17 protein-coding genes are annotated in these 18499 nt (G+C 67.2%); 6 read left to right on the forward strand and 11 right to left on the reverse strand.

Going from position 1 to position 18499, the window contains the following annotated elements; genetic code table 11:
* Positions 1-2 precede the first annotated feature (2 nt).
* Genes QQK25_RS04675 through QQK25_RS04690 form a run of 4 tightly spaced genes read right to left on the reverse strand, consistent with a single transcriptional unit; the run spans position 3 to position 4230 of the window.
* On the reverse strand, positions 3-1799 hold the full coding sequence (locus QQK25_RS04675) for an acyl-CoA dehydrogenase (protein WP_284186898.1): 1797 nt from the start codon (positions 1797-1799) through the stop codon (positions 3-5).
* Between the two features lie 53 nt (positions 1800-1852).
* Entirely contained in the window at positions 1853-2515 is a 663-nt protein-coding gene (locus QQK25_RS04680) for an energy-coupling factor ABC transporter permease (RefSeq protein ID WP_153159494.1), read from the reverse strand.
* A gap of 24 nt (positions 2516-2539) precedes the next feature.
* Positions 2540-3481, reverse strand: a complete 942-nt coding sequence (locus QQK25_RS04685; protein WP_153159495.1) for an electron transfer flavoprotein subunit alpha/FixB family protein — start codon at positions 3479-3481, stop codon at positions 2540-2542.
* Positions 3481-4230: an electron transfer flavoprotein subunit beta/FixA family protein gene (locus QQK25_RS04690; RefSeq protein ID WP_284186899.1), complete on the reverse strand. Its 750-nt coding sequence runs from the start codon at positions 4228-4230 to the stop codon at positions 3481-3483. The genes QQK25_RS04685 and QQK25_RS04690 overlap by 1 nt, the downstream gene beginning before the upstream one ends.
* A gap of 227 nt (positions 4231-4457) precedes the next feature.
* Here QQK25_RS04690 and QQK25_RS04695 point away from each other — a divergent pair, with 227 nt between their 5' ends.
* Positions 4458-5045 (forward strand): TetR/AcrR family transcriptional regulator, encoded by a 588-nt coding sequence (locus tag QQK25_RS04695; RefSeq protein WP_153159497.1) that lies wholly within the window; start codon positions 4458-4460, stop codon positions 5043-5045.
* Here QQK25_RS04695 and QQK25_RS04700 read toward each other — a convergent pair.
* From QQK25_RS04700 to ppx, 7 genes are read right to left on the reverse strand one after another with little or no spacing between them, the layout of a single operon-like run.
* Positions 5029-5811, reverse strand: coding sequence for a TatD family hydrolase (locus tag QQK25_RS04700; RefSeq protein WP_284186900.1), 783 nt, complete (start codon positions 5809-5811; stop codon positions 5029-5031). The two genes, QQK25_RS04695 and QQK25_RS04700, sit on opposite strands and share 17 nt — an antisense overlap.
* A 16-nt stretch (positions 5812-5827) precedes the next feature.
* A complete protein-coding gene (locus tag QQK25_RS04705) occupies positions 5828-6628 on the reverse strand; it encodes an enoyl-CoA hydratase (protein ID WP_284186901.1) in 801 nt (266 codons plus the stop codon).
* A gap of 55 nt (positions 6629-6683) precedes the next feature.
* Positions 6684-7310, reverse strand: a complete 627-nt coding sequence (locus QQK25_RS04710) for an ABC-type transport auxiliary lipoprotein family protein (RefSeq protein ID WP_284186902.1) — start codon at positions 7308-7310, stop codon at positions 6684-6686.
* A 26-nt stretch (positions 7311-7336) separates the two neighbouring features.
* Entirely contained in the window at positions 7337-8287 is a 951-nt protein-coding gene (locus QQK25_RS04715; protein ID WP_284186903.1) for an MlaD family protein, read from the reverse strand.
* Positions 8287-9072 carry an ABC transporter ATP-binding protein gene (locus QQK25_RS04720; RefSeq protein WP_284186904.1) on the reverse strand — a complete coding sequence of 262 codons (786 nt, stop codon included), beginning with the start codon at positions 9070-9072 and terminating at the stop codon, positions 8287-8289. The genes QQK25_RS04715 and QQK25_RS04720 overlap by 1 nt, the downstream gene beginning before the upstream one ends.
* Positions 9069-10190, reverse strand: coding sequence for an ABC transporter permease (locus tag QQK25_RS04725; RefSeq protein ID WP_284186905.1), 1122 nt, complete (start codon positions 10188-10190; stop codon positions 9069-9071). Before QQK25_RS04725 ends, QQK25_RS04720 begins: the two co-directional genes overlap by 4 nt.
* 11 nt (positions 10191-10201) lie before the next feature.
* A complete protein-coding gene (gene ppx / locus QQK25_RS04730; RefSeq protein ID WP_284186906.1) occupies positions 10202-11713 on the reverse strand; it encodes an exopolyphosphatase in 1512 nt (503 codons plus the stop codon).
* 169 nt (positions 11714-11882) lie between these two features.
* Between ppx and ppk1 the strand changes: the two genes are divergently transcribed.
* From ppk1 to QQK25_RS04755, 5 genes are all read left to right on the forward strand, one after another.
* Entirely contained in the window at positions 11883-13970 is a 2088-nt protein-coding gene (ppk1, locus tag QQK25_RS04735; protein ID WP_284186907.1) for a polyphosphate kinase 1, read from the forward strand.
* A 116-nt stretch (positions 13971-14086) separates the two neighbouring features.
* Positions 14087-15427, forward strand: a complete 1341-nt coding sequence (locus tag QQK25_RS04740) for a sialidase family protein (RefSeq protein ID WP_284186908.1) — start codon at positions 14087-14089, stop codon at positions 15425-15427.
* A gap of 90 nt (positions 15428-15517) precedes the next feature.
* Positions 15518-16855 (forward strand): adenosylmethionine--8-amino-7-oxononanoate transaminase, encoded by a 1338-nt coding sequence (locus QQK25_RS04745; RefSeq protein ID WP_284186909.1) that lies wholly within the window; start codon positions 15518-15520, stop codon positions 16853-16855.
* Complete coding sequence (gene bioF / locus QQK25_RS04750; RefSeq protein WP_284186910.1) at positions 16848-18032, forward strand: 8-amino-7-oxononanoate synthase; 1185 nt, start codon at positions 16848-16850, stop codon at positions 18030-18032. Before QQK25_RS04745 ends, bioF begins: the two co-directional genes overlap by 8 nt.
* Positions 18029-18499: alpha/beta fold hydrolase (locus QQK25_RS04755; protein WP_284186911.1), on the forward strand; the 471-nt coding region annotated here is incomplete at its 3' end. The genes bioF and QQK25_RS04755, both read left to right, overlap by 4 nt.

Below are 18499 nucleotides of genomic sequence, written 5' to 3' on the forward strand. Positions count from 1 at the left end.
GATCAGAACTGATCTTCCGTCAGATCCAGCGCGCCAGCAGCGCCATTCACCACCGTGTAAGCCAGGCCCGGAGCCTGCGACAGCACGTGGTCGGCGTAGAAGCGCGCGGTGGTGATCTTGGTCTTGTAGAACGACGCATCACCGCTGCCTTCGGCCAGGCGACGGGCGGAGACCAGCGCGGCACGGGCCATCTGCCAGCCACCGGCAACGATGCCGAGGAGCTTCAGGAAGGGCACAGAGCCGACGGATGCCGCCTTGATGTCCTTGCCGTAGGTCGCGACGATGTATTCCACCGCTTCTTCCACCGCCGTCACGCCGGCCGACAGGGACTTGCGGATGGCTGCGAACTCGTCGCCAGACGCTTCCGCCAGTTGGGCCTCGACCTTGCGCATCTCGGCAACCAGCGCCTTGGCAGTGAGACCGCCTTCGCGGGCGATCTTGCGGCCGATCAGGTCGTTGGCCTGGATGGCGGTGGTGCCTTCGTAGATCGCGGTAATGCGGGCGTCACGGTAGTGCTGGGCGGCGCCGGTTTCCTCGATGAAGCCCATACCACCGTGCACCTGCACACCATCGGAGGTGATGAGGTTGGCGTTCTCGGTGCACCAGCCCTTGACCACCGGGATCATCAGATCAACGAATGCCTGGCTACGGGTACGCACGGCTTCGTCGGCGTGGTAATGAGCCATGTCGGTAGCCGCACCGACCACGTAAGCCAGTGCGCGCATGGCTTCGGTGGTGGACTTCATGTTCATCAGCAGACGACGCACGTCGGCGTGATGCAGGATGCTCACCTTCGGGCCGCCACGAACGCCGGCTTCGGTGCCCTGGACACGGTCCTTGGCGTAGGCCAGCGCCTGCTGATAGGCACGCTCGGAGAGGGCCAGGCCTTCCATGCCGACTGCAAAGCGGGCTTCGTTCATCATCACGAACATGTACTCGAGACCGCGGTTGGCTTCGCCGACCAGGGTGCCGATGGCGCCGCCGTTATCGCCGAAAGCCAGCACGGCTGTCGGGCTGCCGTGGATGCCGAGCTTGTGTTCGATGGACACGCAATGCACATCGTTGCGCTCGCCCGGGGTGCCGTCGGCGTTGAGCAGGAACTTGGGCACCACGAACAGCGAGATGCCCTTCACACCTTCCGGCGCATCCGGCAGACGAGCCAACACCAGGTGAATGATGTTGTCCGTCATGTCGTGCTCGCCGTAGGTGATGAAGATCTTCTGGCCGAAGATCTTGTAGGTGCCATCACCTTGGGGCACGGCGCGGCTGCGCACGGCGGCGAGATCGGAACCGGCCTGGGGCTCGGTCAGGTTCATGGTGCCGGTCCATTCGCCGCTCACCATCTTGGGCAGGTAGTCGGCCTTCTGGGCATCGGTGCCGCACAGGGAGATCGCTTCGATCGCGCCGGTGGTGAGCATCGGGCACAGGGAGAAGGCCATGTTGGCCGACTTCCACATTTCCATCACAGCGGTGGAAACCAGCTTCGGCAGGCCTTGGCCACCGAATTCGGGTTCGCAGGCCAGCGCAGTCCAGCCGGCTTCGGCGAACTGCGTGTAGGCATCCTTCCAGCCCGGCACGGTCGTCACGACACCGTTGTCCCACTTGGCGCCGATGGTGTCACCAGCACGGTTGAGGGGAGCCAGCACGCCGTTGGCGAACTTGCCGGCCTCTTCGAGGATCGCATCCACCACGTCGGGGGAGGCATCCTCACAGCCAGGCAGGGCGGCGACGGCTTCGAGATCAGCCAGTTCGCGCATCACGAACTGCATGTCACGGATAGGGGCGTTGTAACTGCTCATCGTATTTTTTCTCCACTCTAGTTGTTTTGGATTTACGACCTGGCAGGGCCGGCTTACTGATTCAAATAACTGCGGTCATCAAAACTCGCCACCCATTCCGGGCGGTAAACCACCAGCAATGTGAGCGCCATACCCGACAGCCAGGCCTCGGCGAAGCCAAGCAGCAAAAAGAAGGGCAGGTACTCGGACAACAGCAGATCCGCCGGGTAAGCGCCGGCAGCAAAGAGCATCACCGACGCCACGGTACCCTGGACGAGGACCACCGCCGCGGCGCCAATGAAGGCATTGATGAAGATATAGACAAAGAAATGCTTGGGCAGCCAGCGCTCCACGAGGCGGAAATAAAACCGCCCCGCCAGCACCGGCACGATGCCCATCACCAGCAGGTTGAGCGGATAGGCCGCCCATTCGGCGCTGCCATTGATGGTGATCCCCAGCAGGGCGAGCGCCACCACCACCAGGGCCAGCTGTGGCCCGAAGATCAGCGTGCTGGCCATGGCCCCGAGCAGATGGAGATTGAGCCCGGGCTTGACGCCGGCGTTCATGCTCCACAGCAGGGTAAGAATCACGGCGGCGCCCAGCAGCGCGTTGAGCTGATGCCCATCGAGCAGCCGCCGCCACGGGGCCGTCCGATAAATCCACGCTCCGACCCCCGCCCCGCAGCAGATGGCACCCACGTGCCATGCTGTCGAGAAGAGGTCGGGCGCGAAGTTCATTCAAGCGATCCCGACTGGGGCTTGTCAGACTGCGGAGACCAGCTGCGGAACCGCGTCGAACAAGTCGGCAACGAGGCCATAGTCGGCCACCTGGAAGATCGGCGCTTCCGGATCCTTGTTGATCGCCACGATCACCTTGGAATCCTTCATGCCGGCCAGGTGCTGGATGGCGCCGGAGATGCCGACCGCCACGTACAGCTGCGGGGCGACGATCTTGCCGGTCTGGCCGACCTGGTAGTCGTTCGGGACGTAGCCCGCATCGACGGCCGCACGGCTGGCACCAAGGGCGGCACCCAGCTTGTCGGCGAGGGGCTCGAGCACCTTGTGGTAGTTCTCGCTGCTGCCCATGCCGCGGCCGCCGGAGACGATGATCTTGGCAGCGCCAAGCTCAGGACGGGCAGACTTGGTGAGCTCGCGACCGACCAGCTTGCTGAGGCCGGCATCCGCCACCGCGGCAACCTGTTCGACAGCGCCAGAACCGCCCTCACCCGCCGCTTCGAAGGCGGTGGTACGCACGGTGATGATCTTGACGGCGTCGGCGGACTTGACCGTGGCCAGCGCGTTGCCGGCGTAGATCGGGCGGACGAAGGTGTCGGCGGATTCGATGCCGACGATGTCGGAGATCTGCGCCACATCCAGCAGGGCGGCCACGCGGGGCAGCACGTTCTTGCCGAAGGTGGTCGCCGGAGCCAGCACGTGGCTGATCGCGCCACCGGCCGCATTGACGACGGCGACGATCTGGGCGGCGAGGTTCTCGGCGGACTGGTCGGCAAAGGCGGCGGAATCGGCCACCAGCACCTTGGCGACGCCGGCCACCTTGGCAGCGGCTTCGGCGGCGGCACCGGCGCCGGAACCGGCAACCAGCACGGCCAGATCGCCACCCAGCTTGGCGGCGGCGGCAATCGTGTTGAGCGTCGCGGCCTTCAGGGACGCGTTATCGTGTTCGGCAACAACCAGAACCGTCATCACAGCACCTTCGCTTCGTTCTTGAGTTTTTCGACCAGCTGAACCACATCAGCCACCATCACGCCAGCGCTGCGCTTGGCCGGCTCGACGACCTTGAGGGTCGTGAGACACGGCGTCACATCGACGCCCAGATCGGCCGGCTTGACGGTTTCCAGCGGCTTCTTCTTGGCCTTCATGATGTTCGGCAGCGTCGCGTAACGCGGCTCGTTCAGGCGCAGGTCGGTGGTCACTACTGCAGGCAGGGCGATTTCGAGGGTCTCGAGACCGCCATCGATTTCACGGGTGACGGTTGCCTTGCCGCTGCTCACCGCCACTTTGGAAGCGAAGGTGGCCTGGGGCCAGCCCATCAGCGCGGAGAGCATCTGACCGGTCTGGTTGGCGTCGTCGTCGATGGCCTGCTTGCCGCAGATCACCACCTGGGGTTGTTCCTTGTCGCACAGGGCCTTGAGCAGCTTGGCCACGGCGAGGGGCTGGAGTTCCACGTCGGTTTCGACGAGGATGCCCCGGTCGGCGCCGATGGCCATCGCGGTACGCAGGGTTTCCTGGCAGGCGCCCACGCCGCACGACACCGCGACGACTTCGGTCGCGACACCGGCTTCCTTCAGGCGCACGGCTTCTTCAACAGCGATCTCGTCGAAGGGGTTCATGGACATCTTGACGTTGGCGATATCCACGCCGGAACCGTCGCTCTTCACGCGCACCTTGACGTTGTAGTCGACCACGCGTTTAACGGGAACCAGAATCTTCAATGCTGCGCTCCTTCCATATGAGACGTTCTCCACCATTTTCGGCATGCCAGCGCGCCGGGAGTTCCATCCCGCCACGGGCCGACAGCCTCTTTTTTCGCCTTGCCGACACTGCAGCGCATTTGCGCGCACCGTCACGGCGTCAAGCAGGCTAGCTTCTCACAGCAAGCCTTGCCTTGTCACTTTCCGTACGGTAGCGTATGGAGCAATAAGCGTCAATACTACTGCGTATGGATAAGCCTCCCCGCGCCCAACTCGACCGCACCACCTGGATTCACGCCGCCCTCGACACCCTTGCCGACGAGGGCGCGGGAAGCATCCGTGTGGAAATCCTGGCCAAACGCCTGCACGTCACCAAGGGCAGTTTCTACTGGCATTTCAAGGATCGGCAGGATCTCCTCGACGCCGTGCTCGAGACCTGGAAGGAAGGCCGCATCCGCGACATCGTCAAGCAGACGCGCCCGGAACCCGGCCGCGAGGAAGCCCAGCTCTACCACGTCATCGACGTCTACAGCGCCAGCCGCAACAACAAGGGCATCCTCATCGAGCTAGCGATGCGCGACTGGGCCCGTCGTGATCCGGCCGCCCAGAAGATCGTCGAGGCAGTGGACACCGCGCGCCTCAACTGCGCCCGGGATCTGTTCATCGCCTGCGGTCTGCCGAAAAACGAGGCCTCGACCCGCAGCGTGTTGCTGTACGCCTACGTGTTCGGGGTGTCGATGATGAATTGTGGCAACTTCGACGGCAATGTCGAAGAGATGAAGACGGAGATCCGCCACATCATCGCACGCAGCCGGACGCCTACCCCGCCGGCCTGAGGGTTGCCAGCCCCGGGATCGCCGCCACCGCATTGACGCCCGTCGCGGCGATCAACGCCTCCACCGGCATGTCCCGTAGCGCTGCCAGTTCGTGGGCAAAGCGCGCCAGGTTGCCCGGATCGTTGCGCCCGCCGCCGCACCACACGGGCGGGATGTCGGGCGCGTCGGTTTCCAGCACGATGGATTCGAGCGGCAGTGTCGCCGCCAGCTCGCGGATGCGCCTTGACCCGGGGTAAGTCATCGCGCCGCCAAACCCCAGCCGAAAGCCCAGCTTGATGAAGGCATCGGCCTGCTGACGGCTGCCGTTGAATGCGTGGGCGATGCCACCCGGCACCGGGATCCGCCTCAGAAACTTGAGGATCTCGTCCTGGGCGCGGCGGATGTGAAGCACCACCGGCAGATCGACATCCCGGGCGAGCCTGAGCTGCGCCTCGAAATAGCGCATCTGCAGCGGCAGGTCGCCGTCCGGCACGAACCCGTCGAGCCCAATCTCTCCCACCGCCACCGCCGAGCCTTCGGCGAGCCTTTCGCGCAGGCGATCGAGATCGTCCGGCCCAGCCTGGCCGACGTACATCGGGTGGATGCCGAAGGCGTGGCGGCAGTCCGGGTTGTCCCGTGACAGGGCCGCCACGGCATCAAAATCCGTCGCGCCGACCGCCGGCACCAGGAATCCGCCGACGCCCGCGGCACGGGCTGCCGCCAGGATGCCAGGCCGGTCGGCGTCGAACTCGGCGGCATCCAGATGGCAGTGGGTGTCGATCAGCACCCGAGGCGGCTCCGGCTTACTTGCCGGTCCAGACCGGCTTGCGCTTGGCCATGAAAGCGTCGATGCCTTCGGCAGCGTCCTCGCACATCATGTTGCAGGCCATCACTTCAGCGGCCTGCTGGTAGGCGGCGTCGAGGCCCATCTCGAGCTGCGAGTAGAACATCTGCTTGCCCATGGAGATGGCAGCCGGCGACTTGGCGCAGATCGACGCGGCGAGCTTGGCCACTTCTTCGTCGAGGGATTCGAGCGGCACCACGCGATTGACGAGGCCGCGCTGCTTCGCCTCGGCGGCGTCGATGAAATCGCCGGTGACGAGCATCTCGAAAGCCTGCTTGCGACCCATGTTGCGCGACAGGCCAACGCTGGGCGTGGCACAGAACAGGCCCACGTTGATGCCCGAGACGGCAAAGCGCGCCACGTCCGACGCCACCGCGAGATCGCACATGGACACCAGCTGACAGCCCGCCGCGGTGGCGATGCCATGGATGCGGGCGATGACCGGCTGGGGCATGTTCACGATCTGCATCATCACCTTGCCGCACAGGCGGAACAGCGCCTGCTGGAAAGCCTTGGTGTAGTTGCCGCGCATCTCTTTCAGATCGTGGCCGGCACAGAAAGCCTTGCCGGCGCCGGCGAGCACCACCACGCGCACGGTTTTATCGGCGGCAACGGCCTCCAGCTCGGCCAGCAGGGCTTCGAGCATGGGCTGGGACAGTGCGTTGAACTGGCTCGGGCGGTTGAGCGTGATGGTGGCGACGCCGTCGGCGTCCTGGCGGAGCAGCATGGGTTCGGTGTTGGGCTGGACGACTGCGTTCATGAGTTCTCCTCCTGGTTTTGAAATCGCCGGCACGTGTCGGCCGGTCGTGGCTGCGTCACGCGCCGCAGCGGGCGCGCACACGGTGGGCTGGATCGGCGTCGAGGGATTCGAGCCAATCCAGCAGTTCAAGGTTAACCCGGGCAACGCCGTCGCGCAGGGCGAGGACGCCGCCAACGGCGTTGGCCGAAGGTGCCGGCACGCTGGCGCTGAAGCTGCGCATGGCAATCGACTGGTCGCTGCGAGGTGCAAGCAGCGCGGCGCGCAGTTCGATCACGCCACGGCTCACACCTTCCGATTCGAAGACCTGGGCGAACTCGTCCAGATCGACCCGCAGCCTGCAGCCTATCGCGCCCGCGGGCGGCAGGTCACCTTTCATGCTGCGTTTGAGGGCGAGCTCAAGCAACTGCCCCGGATGGGCGGCCCAGCGGTTCTCAACGAACACCTGGCGACGCGTCGGCTGGGCATACAGCAGCCGGTAATGCATCGCGGTGGACGCCAGCCACGGTGCCGGCACAACCTCGGTGCTGCGGATAGGAAAAGCCAGCACCCGCGGCGGCGGGCCGTCGAGGGGGCCAAAATCGTGCACCGCGTAACCCGGGGCCGCCTTGGGCACACTGTTGCAGGCGGCAAGCAGCAATGCGGCGACGGCGAGGGACAGGCGGATGAGAGGCAGGAGCTGCATGGGCCGGTTCCGGTTGAAGAGGCGACTCAATGGCTGCCCGCCGCGTTGCCGAACCCGGCCTCGCCCGGCCCGGGAGGCGGACGGCGGCGGCCGAGGAGGAGCAACTGCGGGGTCTCGTCGATCTCGTCGAGCAGATCGGAGAGCTGCCGCGAGGTGGTGGTGAGTTCCTGCAGCAGCACGTTCAGGCGCGGCAGCGTGCTGGTGGCGAGGCCTTCGCCGGTGGTGCCGACCAGGCCGTCGATACGGTCGCTCACGGTCTGCAGTCGAGCCACCAGATTACGGCCATCGCGGGCCAGGGGCACGGCGTCGGCGCTGAGGCGTTCGAGGTTGTCCAGCGACCGCCCGATGCGACCGAGGTTTTCCTTGCTGACCACCTGGCGCACGGCGGCGAGGGTCTGCGGGACTTCCTTCAGGGTGCGGTCGAGCCCCTGACTGGAGGATTCCAGGTGGGCCAGGGTGCGCTCGATGCGGGCAAGGTTCTCGGGCGCGGCCAGGGCCGACAGGCGCTGGGTGAGCTCGCGCACCTGACGCAGAGTTTGAACCGACGCGTCGGCCACCTCATCCACCAGCCCGGGGGCAAGCTTGAGGCGCGGCGGCGCACCGCCCTCCCCCGCCAGCGGCGTGGTGTCGTCGCCGGCGTCATCCAACGCGATGAAGGCAAGCCCGGTGACGCCTTGCGTGGCGAGCCGCGCTCGGGTGCTGCGGGTGATCGGCAGATCGGTGCGGATGCGGGCGGTGACCAGCACGTTGCGTGGGTCGGCCGGATCGAGGTTGATGGCCGCCACCTTGCCGGCCACGATACCCCGGTAACGCACGGTGGCCTGAACGTTGAGCCCGTTAACGCTGCCGGAGCTCACCAGCAGCACGTCGCGGGTGGCGTCTCGGCGGTCCGAGAACCACCACAGGGCGCCCACCAGCGCACAGCTCAGGATGATCGCGAACAGCCCGGCCGCGATGGCGTGGGAACGACTTTCCATCAGGCTTCGGCCCGTCCGCGGGCGAGCGCGGCCTGGCTGCGCTCACTGTGGAAAAAGCGTTCGATGAATGGATCCTGCACCGTCATGATCTCGTCGAGGGGGCCGTTGGCGAGTATACGCCCTTCGGAAAGCACGGCCACGCGGGTGGCCAGCGCGGCCAGGGTGTCAAGATCGTGGGTCACGAGCACCACGGTGAGGCCCAGCGCCCGGTGCAGCGCGCGGATCAGACGCACAAAACCGGCGCTGCGGTCCGGATCGAGGCCGGCGGTCGGCTCGTCGAGAAGCAGCAGCTCGGGCTCCAGCGCCAGCGCCCGGGCCAGGGCGACCCGCTTGACCATCCCGCCGGAGAGCTCGGCCGGCATGCGCAGCGCCACCTCGGGGCCGAGCTCGACCATCGCCAGTTTCAATAGGACAAGATGGTTGACCAATTCTTCGTCGTCAATGCCCGCCTCGCGCAGCGGGAAGGCCACGTTGGCAAACACGTTGAGCGCCGAGAACAGCGCCCCTTGCTGGAACAGCATCCCGAAACGGCGCCGGCGGGCGAGCTGGGCGTCGCGGCTGCCGGCGGACAGCGGCTCACCGAACAGCCGCACCTCGCCTTCGGCCGGCTGCAACAGCCCGACCATCTGGCGCAGCAGGGTCGTCTTGCCGCTGCCCGAGCCACCAACCAGGGCCACCACCTCGCCCGCCGGCACGGCCAGGTCGATGTGCCGATGGACCCAGGTGTTGCCGAAGCGGGTGGATAGCCCCTTCAGCTCGACGGGAAAGGTGCCGGCGCCGCTCATCGGAAAGGCAGCCCGATGTTGCGGGTGGCGACGGCGAAGATCGCATCCACCAAAATCACCACGGTGATCGATGTGACCACCGAGGCCGTCGTGTTGGCCGACAGGCTCTCGGTGTTGGGCTTGACCCGCAGCCCGAAATGGCAGGCCACCAGCGCGATCAGCAAGCCAAAGACCATGCCCTTGCCCAGCCCGATCACCAGATTGGCCATCGGCACGGCCCGGGGCAGTGTGTTGAGAAAGAATTCGTAGCTCATGTCCAGCTGCAGGTTGGCCGACACCATGCCGCCAAAGACCGCCACCGCCGAGCCCCACAGGGTGAGCAGCGGCATCGCCAGCGCCAGCGCCACCACCTTGGGCAGCACCAGCCGGATGTAACGGGAGATGCCCATCGTGGTGAGGGCGTCCACTTCCTCGGTGACCCGCATCACGCCCAGCTGGGCAGTCATCGCCGAGCCCGAACGCCCCGCCACCAGCACCGACACCAGCACCGGCCCGAGCTCGCGGATGATGCCAAGGCCCAGGATGTTGACGATGAACACGTCCGCGCCAAAGGCCCGCAGCTGCAGCGCCGAGAGGTAGGACATCACCACACCGATGAGAAAGCCCACCAGCGCCGTCACCGGCATCGCCTTGACACCGACCTTGTAGAAGTTGGCCGACATCTCCCTGAGCGGCCACTGCCCGCCGCGGCGCAGCAGGTAGAACAGATCAAGGCACAGCTGGCCGACCAGCGCGACGAAATTGAGCAGATGATGGCCAAAGCCGATGAGCATCCGGCCCAGGTGGGCGGTGGCATCCAGAAAACGGTAAGGCGGCTCGACCGGAACGCTGACCTCGCCCAGCGCGTCGATGCGCCCGAAGATGCCTTCGAGCTCGGCCGGCAGCACCAGCTGCGCTGGGCGCCGACGCCCCCAGCGACGCCACAGGAGCAGTGCGCCAAAGCTGTCGAGGCGGGTCACGCCGGTGAGATCCCAGCCGGCGGAATCGGGGGTTTCCTCAAGCCGCTTGCGAAAATCCGCCAGCTGCGGCGAGAGCAGGCGCAAGGTCCAGTCGCCCGACAGCGCGACCGCCGCGCCATCGCTGCGGATCGCCGGTTGCGGTCGGGCGTCGGGGGCCATCGGCCGGGCGGTCAGGCGCCCGCCAGGTTGCGGGCCGGGGCACGCTCCACGCGCACCTTGAGGGGCAGCCCGATGGCCTGCCACTGGCGTTCTTCCTCGTCGAGCACGGCGGCGGTGAGCGGCAGGTTGCGCAGCCATTCGCTATCGGCGATCAGCACGTAGCCACGGCCGTCGCGCTTCAGCCGCAGCGGCGGCACGCCACGCCCGTCGCGGGCGCGATGCACCACCGCCGACAGGCGCAGGCACAGGATCAGCCGCCATTCCGGGCTTTCGGGGCCAAGCGAACTCACCCGAGACAGCTTGCCCCGATGGGCCAGCACCATCCGCGCCAGGCGCCCCTGATCCATCCGAGAGAAGCCCGGCATGTCGGCGTTGCCGAGGATGTAGGCGCTGTGCTTGTGGTAGCTGGAGTGCGCGACCGACACGCCCACCTCGTGGAGCATCGCGGCCCATTCGAGGAAGCGCCGATCCACGTTTTCTTCATCCGCCGCGCCGGGTTCGAGCTGCAGCAAAAAGGCCCGGGCGGTTTCGGTGACTTGCCGCGCATGGGGCAGATCAACGCCGTAACGCTCGACGAAGGCCGACACGGTGGCGTCGCGCAGATCATGGTGGTGGTAGCGGCCGAGCAGATCGTAGAGCACGCCCAGGCGCAGCGCGCCTTCCGAGAAGGCCATGCGCTCGAGGCCGAACTCCTGGAACACCGCCCACATGATCGCAAACCCGCCGGTGAGCACCGGCAGGCGATCGGGGCGGAGGCCCTCCAGTTGCAGGTTGTCGATGCTGCCGGCCTTCAGCATCGCCGTGCGCAGGCGTTCGAGCCCGGTGCGGGTGATGCCACCATCCGAGAAGCCGTTGAGTTCGAGGATATCCACCAGCGCCTTGGCCGAACCGCTGGAGCCGACGGCTTCTTCCCAACCCACCTCGCGGTAAGCGTGGGAGATGGTCTGGATTTCCTTTTGCGCGGTGAGTTCGGCCTCGCGCAGACCGCGCTTGTCGATGCGGCCATCCGGGAAGAAGCGCAGCGAGTAGCTCACGCAGCCCATGTAGAGGGACTCCAGCGCGATGGGCTCGAAGCTCTTGCCGATCACGAACTCCGTCGAGCCGCCGCCGATATCCACCACCAGCTGCTGCTTGTGGGGATTCGGCAGGGTGTGGGCGACGCCCACATAGATCAGCCGCGCTTCTTCGCGGCCGGCGATGACCTCGATGGGGAAACCCAGCGCGGCCTCGGCCTGGACGAGGAAGTGCGACGCGTTCTTGGCGACCCGCAGGGTGTTGGTGCCCACGGCGCGGACGGCCTCGGGCGGGTAATCACGGATGCGCTCGTTGAAGCAGCGCAGCGCGCTGATGCCACGGAACTGCGCGGCGGCGTCGAGCATGCGGTCGGACGACAGGCCGGCGGCGAGGCGCACCGACTCCTTGATGCCATCGAGGGGATAGATCTGGTCATTCACAATCCGCCCGATCTGCAGGCGGAAGCTGTTGGAACCCAGATCGATGGCGGCGATCAATTCACGATTCATGAAGCAGGCACGAGCTGCGCCCCGTGGCGCGGAAGCCGGGGATTCTAGCACCCGCGTGCGGCGCTTCTGCGCGCAGTCGACACAATGTCGGGTATTGCGAAGCTTCATGATGCGGTAACAAAATCGTCACATACTTGGCATTCAATCGGACGATTCGACAGGAGAGCCCATGCGTCTAAACGCCCCCGACCGCCATTTCCGCCACGACCACTTCACCAACCGCGAGTTGTCCCTGCTCCAGTTCCAGCGTCGCGTCCTCGCCCAGGCGGCCGATCCGTCGGTGCCGCTGCTGGAGCGGCTGCGCTTCCTGTGCATCGTGTCGAGCAACCTGGACGAATTCTTCGAGGTACGTGTCGCCGGCGTGAAGGAGCAAATGCGGCTCGGCAGCGTGGCACTCACCACCGACGGGCTCACCCCCGCCATCCTCCATGCCCGCATCAGCCGGGAAGTCCACGGCCTCATCAGCGAGCAATACACGCTGCTCAACGACGTGATCCTGCCGGCGCTGGCCGCCGAGGGCATCGTCTTCCTGCGCCGCAGCGTGTGGACCGACGCCCAGCACCTGTGGGCCCGCGAATACTTCATGCGCGAGGTGATGCCCATCCTCACGCCCATCGGGCTCGACCCGGCGCACCCCTTCCCGCGGGTGCTCAACAAGAGCCTCAACTTCGCGGTCGAACTCGAAGGCCGCGACGCCTTCGGACGCAACTCCGGCGCCGCCATCGTCCAGGCACCCCGCGCCCTGCCGCGGGTCATCCACCTCCCGAAGGAGCTCACCGGCGTTGATTATGGCTTCGTGTTCCTGTCGTCGCTGCTCCATGCCCACGTGGGCGAGCTCTTCGAGGGGATGAACGTCCTCGGCTGCTACCAGTTCCGGGTCACCCGCAACTCCGACATGTTCGTCGATGAAGAGGAAGTGAAGGATCTGCGCGCCACCCTCAAGGGCGAACTCCAGCAGCGCCACTTTGGCGACGCGGTGCGGCTCGAACTGGCCGACAACTGCTCCGAGGCCATGGCCACCTTCCTGATGAAGCAGTTCGGGCTCGACCCCGCCGACGTGTATCGGGTGCCCGGCATGGTCAATCCGGTGCGCCTCAACCAAGTGCCCGACTGGGTCGACCGGCCCGATCTCAAGTACCGCCCCTTCCTGCCGGCCCGGCCGCGGGGGCTGGACAAGCGCGAGAACATCTTCGCCGCCATCCGCCGCCACGACATCCTGCTGCACCACCCGTTCCAGAGCTTCGAACCGGTGATCGAGATGCTGAAAGCCGTCGCCGACGACCCGGCCGTGGTGTCGGTGAAGATGACCGTCTATCGCACCGGCACCGATTCGGTGCTGATGGAACACCTCATCCGCGCCGCCCAGAAGGGCAAGGAAGTCACCGTCGTGCTCGAGCTGATGGCACGCTTCGACGAGGAAGCCAACATCAGCTGGGCCGCCCGCCTGGAGGAAGTCGGCGCCCACGTGGTGTATGGCGTGTTCGGCTACAAGACCCACGCCAAGCTGCTGCTCGTGGTGCGCCGTGAGAACGGCAACCTGCGCCGCTACGCCCACCTGGGCACCGGCAACTACCACCCGCGCACCACCCGCTTCTACACCGACTTTGGCCTCCTCACCGCCAACGACGAGATCGGCGCCGACGTGGCCGAAGTCTTCAAGCAGCTCACCGGGCTGGGCCAGGCCGGCAAGCTGCGCCACCTGTGGCAGGCACCCTTCACCCTGCAGCCCAATGTGGTCGCGGCGATCCGCGAGGAAGCCGAGATCGCCCGCGCCGGCCGCAAGGGGCGGATCATCGTCAAGGTCAACGCCCTGCTCGAACCCGAAACCATCGAAGCCCTTTACGAAGCCTCCCAGGCCGGCGTCGAGGTGAGCGTGATCGCCCGCAGCGTGTGCGCCCTCAAGCCCGGCGTGCCGGGGCTGTCCGAGAACATCAAGGTGCGCTCGGTGGTCGGCCGCTTCCTGGAGCACCACCGCATCTTCTATTTCCTCGCCGACGGCGCCGAGAAGCTCTATCTTTCCAGCGCCGACTGGATGGAGCGCAACTTCTTCAAGCGCATCGAGGTCGCCTTCCCGATCCTCGACCCGAAAGTGAAACGGCGTGTAATCAAGGAAGGCCTGCGCCCCTATCTGGGCGACAACTGCCAGGCGTGGGAACTCGATGCCGAAAACCACTACCGCCGCAAGAATCCCCGCACCACGCGGCGAGCCGCGCAGGAAATCCTGCTCAAGGAACTCACCGGGGTGACGCCCGCCTGAACATCGACCATCGCCCGGCTGCCCCCCGTTTCGCCCCGCCCGGCGCACGGGAGGAAAGCCGGAAGGCGATGGTGATGTAGAATTCCGGCTCGATTCGTTCATCGATGGCCAAACCCATGTCTGTGTCCCGCCTCCGCATCGCCCCTGCCACCCTGATCGCCGGCTCCCTCGCCGCCCTCATGCTGTCCGCCTGCGGTGGCGGTGGTGGCGACAGCAGCAGCTCCACCCAGGCACCATCCAATTTCGCCGTCGTGGCTGGCGATGGTCAGGCGACCGTCACCTGGGACGACAACACGGCCTACCAATACTGGCTCTACTACGCCCCGAGCGTCAGCTTCTCGACCGTCGAGCAGTGGAGCAAGCTCACCGGCGCACAGTCCAAGGTCGGCTACAACAACGACAAGGGCATCCGCCCGCCCATGGTCGTCACCAGCCTGACCAACGGCACCACCTATTACTTCGCGATGAACGGACGCGACAACGGCGGCAAGGGCGGCCCGCTCTCCGCCACGCTGTCGGCCACCCCGCGCGCGTCCGGCGACAGCTGGCTGACCGGCGGCGTTTTCAGCGGCAGCCCGACCATGCGCAGCACGGCGCTGGGCACCGACAGCAACGACTCCACCTCCAACTACGTCGCCGTCGGCGACGGCGGCGTGGTGTACTCTGCCCCGGCCTACACCAGCAGCGCGCCGCTCGCCTGGACGTCCAAGGCCACCCTCGGCGGCCAGCTCAACGGCGTGGTCTACACCCTGAGCAAGTTCGTCTCCGTCGGCACCGGCGGCAAGACCTGGTACGCCACCACCCCGGGCACCTGGACCGCCGGCACCATCAGCGACGCGGGCACCGCCAACCTCAACGCACTCGCCAGCAACGGCGCCACCGTGGTGGCCGTGGGCGACAACGGCCGCATCGTGTACTCCACCGATGGCCAGAGCTGGACCCCCGCCGCCTCGGTGCCCGGTGGCACCCCCAACCTCTACGGCGTGACCTACTCCGTCAAGGGCCAGTGGATCGCCGTGGGCGCCAACTGCACGATGCTCACCAGCACCGACGGCAGCACCTGGACCACCCAGGCGGTCACCCTCAGCGGCGCCGGTTGCACCGATCTGCGCAGCGTCGATACCGTCGCCGTCACCACCAACAGCGTCACCACCTACTACTTCGCCGCGGTAGGCACCGGCGCTACTGGTGGCGCCATCATCACCAGCAGCGACGGCAGCACCTTCACCCAGCTGGCCGACGTAGGCAGCGCACCCCTCTACGCCGTTGCCGCCTCGTCCGACGGCCGCTTCGCCGCCGTGGGCGCCAGCAACGCGATCTACATCGCCACTGCCATCAACACCTGGGTGGCCCCCACCACCAAGCCGACGCCGGGCGCCACCATGTACGGCATCACCCGCGCCAACGCCACTTACACGGCCGTCGGCGCGGGCGGCGCCAGCATCTACTCGTACTGAGCACTACCGACGCAACACCGATTCATCACCGGTAAAAAGTGGAGCGGCTCCCCGGAGCCGGCTCCACTTTGTCCTTCTGAAGCCAGCCTCATGTCCGTCGACCATAACTCCGCCAACGCCAGCCTCCTCGGCCGCTCTCTCGCCGCCGTGTGGCACCCGTGCACCCAGATGAAGCACCACGAGCAGCTACCGCTGGTGCCCATCAAACGGGGCGAAGGCGCCTGGCTCTACGACATGGACGGCCGCCGCTACCTGGACGGCATCAGCTCCTGGTGGGTCAATCTCTTTGGTCACGCCAACCCGCGCATCGGCGCAGCCCTCAAGCAGCAGCTCGACCAGCTCGAACACGTGATGCTCGCCGGCTTCACCCACGAGCCGGTGGTCGAGCTCTCCGAGCGCCTCGCCGCCCTCACGCAGCACCAGCTGGGCCACGCCTTCTACGCCTCCGACGGCGCCTCGGCCACCGAGATCGCCCTCAAGATGAGCGCCCACTACTGGCGCAACCACGGCGAGCCCGGCAAGAACCGCTTCGTCAGCCTGGCCGGCAGCTACCACGGCGAGACCGTCGGCGCCCTGGCCGTCACCGACGTCGCCATCTTCCGCGACGCCTACGCCCCGCTGGTACGCCCCGGCACCTGCGTGCCCAGCCCCGACGCCCGCAATGCCGCACCCGGCGAGACCGCTGCCGACGTGGCCCGCCGCGCCGCCGCCGCCCTCGACGCCCACCTGACCGAACACGGGCACGAGACCGCCGCGCTGATCGTCGAGCCACTCATCCAGTGCGCCTCCGGCATGGTGATGTACGACCCGGAATACCTGCGTCTCGCCCGCGAGATCTGCACCCGCCACCGGGTGCATCTCGTGGCCGACGAGATCGCCGTGGGCTGCGGCCGTACCGGCACCTTCTTCGCCTGCGAGCAGGCCGGCATCTGGCCGGATTTCATCTGTCTCTCGAAGGGCATCTCCGGCGGCTACCTGCCGCTCTCCATCGTGCTCGCCACCGACGACGTCTTCGCCGCCTTCTACGACGACGACACCGCCCGCGGCTTCCTGCATTCCCACAGCTACACCGGCAATCCGCTGGCCTGCCGGGCTGCGCTCGCCACCCTCGACATCTTCGCCCAGGACGACGTGCTCGCCGCCAACAGGATCAAGGCCGAACGCCTGGGTGCCGCCTTCCGCGCCGCCATCGGCAGCCACCCGGCGGTGCGCAACCTCCGCCAGCGGGGCATGATCCTGGCCTTCGACGTGGAAGGCGCCTCGTCCGGCTTCTCGCGCCGCTTCTTCACGGAGGCCCTCGCCCGCGAGCTGCTGCTGCGCCCCATCGGCAACACGGTCTACACCATGCCGCCCTACATCCTCAGCGACGCCGAGATCGACCACCTCGCCCGCCAGACCGCCGCCGCGCTGGAGGCCAGCCTTGGCTGAGCCCATCGACCCGCTCCTCGAACTCTCCGCCAGCCTCGCCGATCTCGACGAAGCCGGCCTGCGCCGCCGTCGCCGGGTCGCCACCACGCCCTGCGCCCCTTCGGCACTGCTCGAAGATCGCCCCGGGCCGGTCATCGCCTTCTGCTCCAACGACTACCTCGGCCTCGCCGCCGATCCGGCCCTGGCCGAAGCAGCCGTCCTCGGCACCCGGCGCTGGGGCGTCGGCTCTGGCGCGTCCCACCTGGTGAGCGGCCACTACGCCGTGCATGAAGAGCTCGAAACGCGCCTCGCCCGCTTCGTCGGCATGGACGACGCGCTGTATTTCTCCGCCGGCTACATGGCCAACATCGGCGTGATGCCGGCCCTGGTCGGCCGGGGCGACGCCATCTTCGCCGACAAGGTGAACCACGCCTCGCTGGTCGATGGCGCCCTGCTCTCCCGGGCCGAGTTCATCCGCTATCCCCATTGCGACCTCGCCGCCCTCGCCGCCCGCCTCGAAGCCTCGACGGCCCCGCGCAAGCTGATCGTCACCGACAGCGTGTTCAGCATGGATGGCGACCTCGCCCCGCTGCCCGAACTCCTCGCCCTGGCCGAAGCCCACAAGGCCTGGCTGCTGGTGGATGACGCCCACGGCTTCGGCGTGCTCGGCCCCCAAGGCCGCGGCAGCCTTGCCCACTTCGGGCTGTCGTCGCCGCGCCTCATCTACATGGGCACCCTCGGCAAGGCCGCCGGCGTCTCCGGTGCCTTCGTGGCCGGCCAGCGGGATGTCATCGAGTGGCTGGTCAGCAAGAGCCGCAGCTACATCTTCACCACCGGCGCCCCGCCGCTGCTGGCCCACACCCTGCTCACCGCCCTCGACCTCATCGAGCAGGGCGACGCCCGGCGCGCCCACCTCAACGCCCTGATCGACCGCCTCAAGCACGGCCTGCACTTCAAGCGCTGGCAGCTCCTGCCCTCCGACACCCCGATCCAGCCGGTGGTCATCGGCGACAACCACGAGACCCTCGCCGTCTCCCGCGCCCTCGACGCCGAAGACCTGTGGGTGCCCGCGATCCGCCCCCCCACCGTCCCCAAGGGCGCCGCGCGGCTGCGCATCACCCTGTCGGCGACGCACAGCTTCGCGCAGGTGGATCGCCTCATCCACGTGCTCAACCACCTCGAAAGCCTTCAGCCATGAACAGCCCGGTCGTGCTGCTCCACGGCTGGGGCCTGTCATCGGCGGTGTGGGCGCCACTCACTGCGCAGCTCGCACCAAGCCTGACGATCCATACGCCCGACCTCCCCGGCCACGGCAACGCCCCTGCCGCCGGCGAAACCCTCGCCGACTGGGCCGACGCCCTGATTCCGGCGCTGCCCGACGGCGCCACCGTGATCGGCTGGTCCCTCGGCGCCCAGCTCGCCCTGCACCTCGCCGCCCACGCGCCGCGCAAGGTCGCCCGGCTGGTGCTGATCGCTGCCAGCCCGCGCTTCGTCCAGGCCGACGACTGGCCCACCGCGATGCCCGTCGACACCCTTACCGAGTTCCGCCGCAGCTTCGACCTCGACCCGGCCGCCACCCAGCGCCGCTTCGTCGCCCTCCAGGCCCTGGGCGACGCCGCCCGGCGCGAGGTGTCCGCCACCCTCACGGCAGCCGTCACGCCCGCC

The organism is Zoogloea oryzae (assembly GCF_030161255.1).
GTDB classification, from domain to species: domain Bacteria; phylum Pseudomonadota; class Gammaproteobacteria; order Burkholderiales; family Rhodocyclaceae; genus Zoogloea; species Zoogloea oryzae.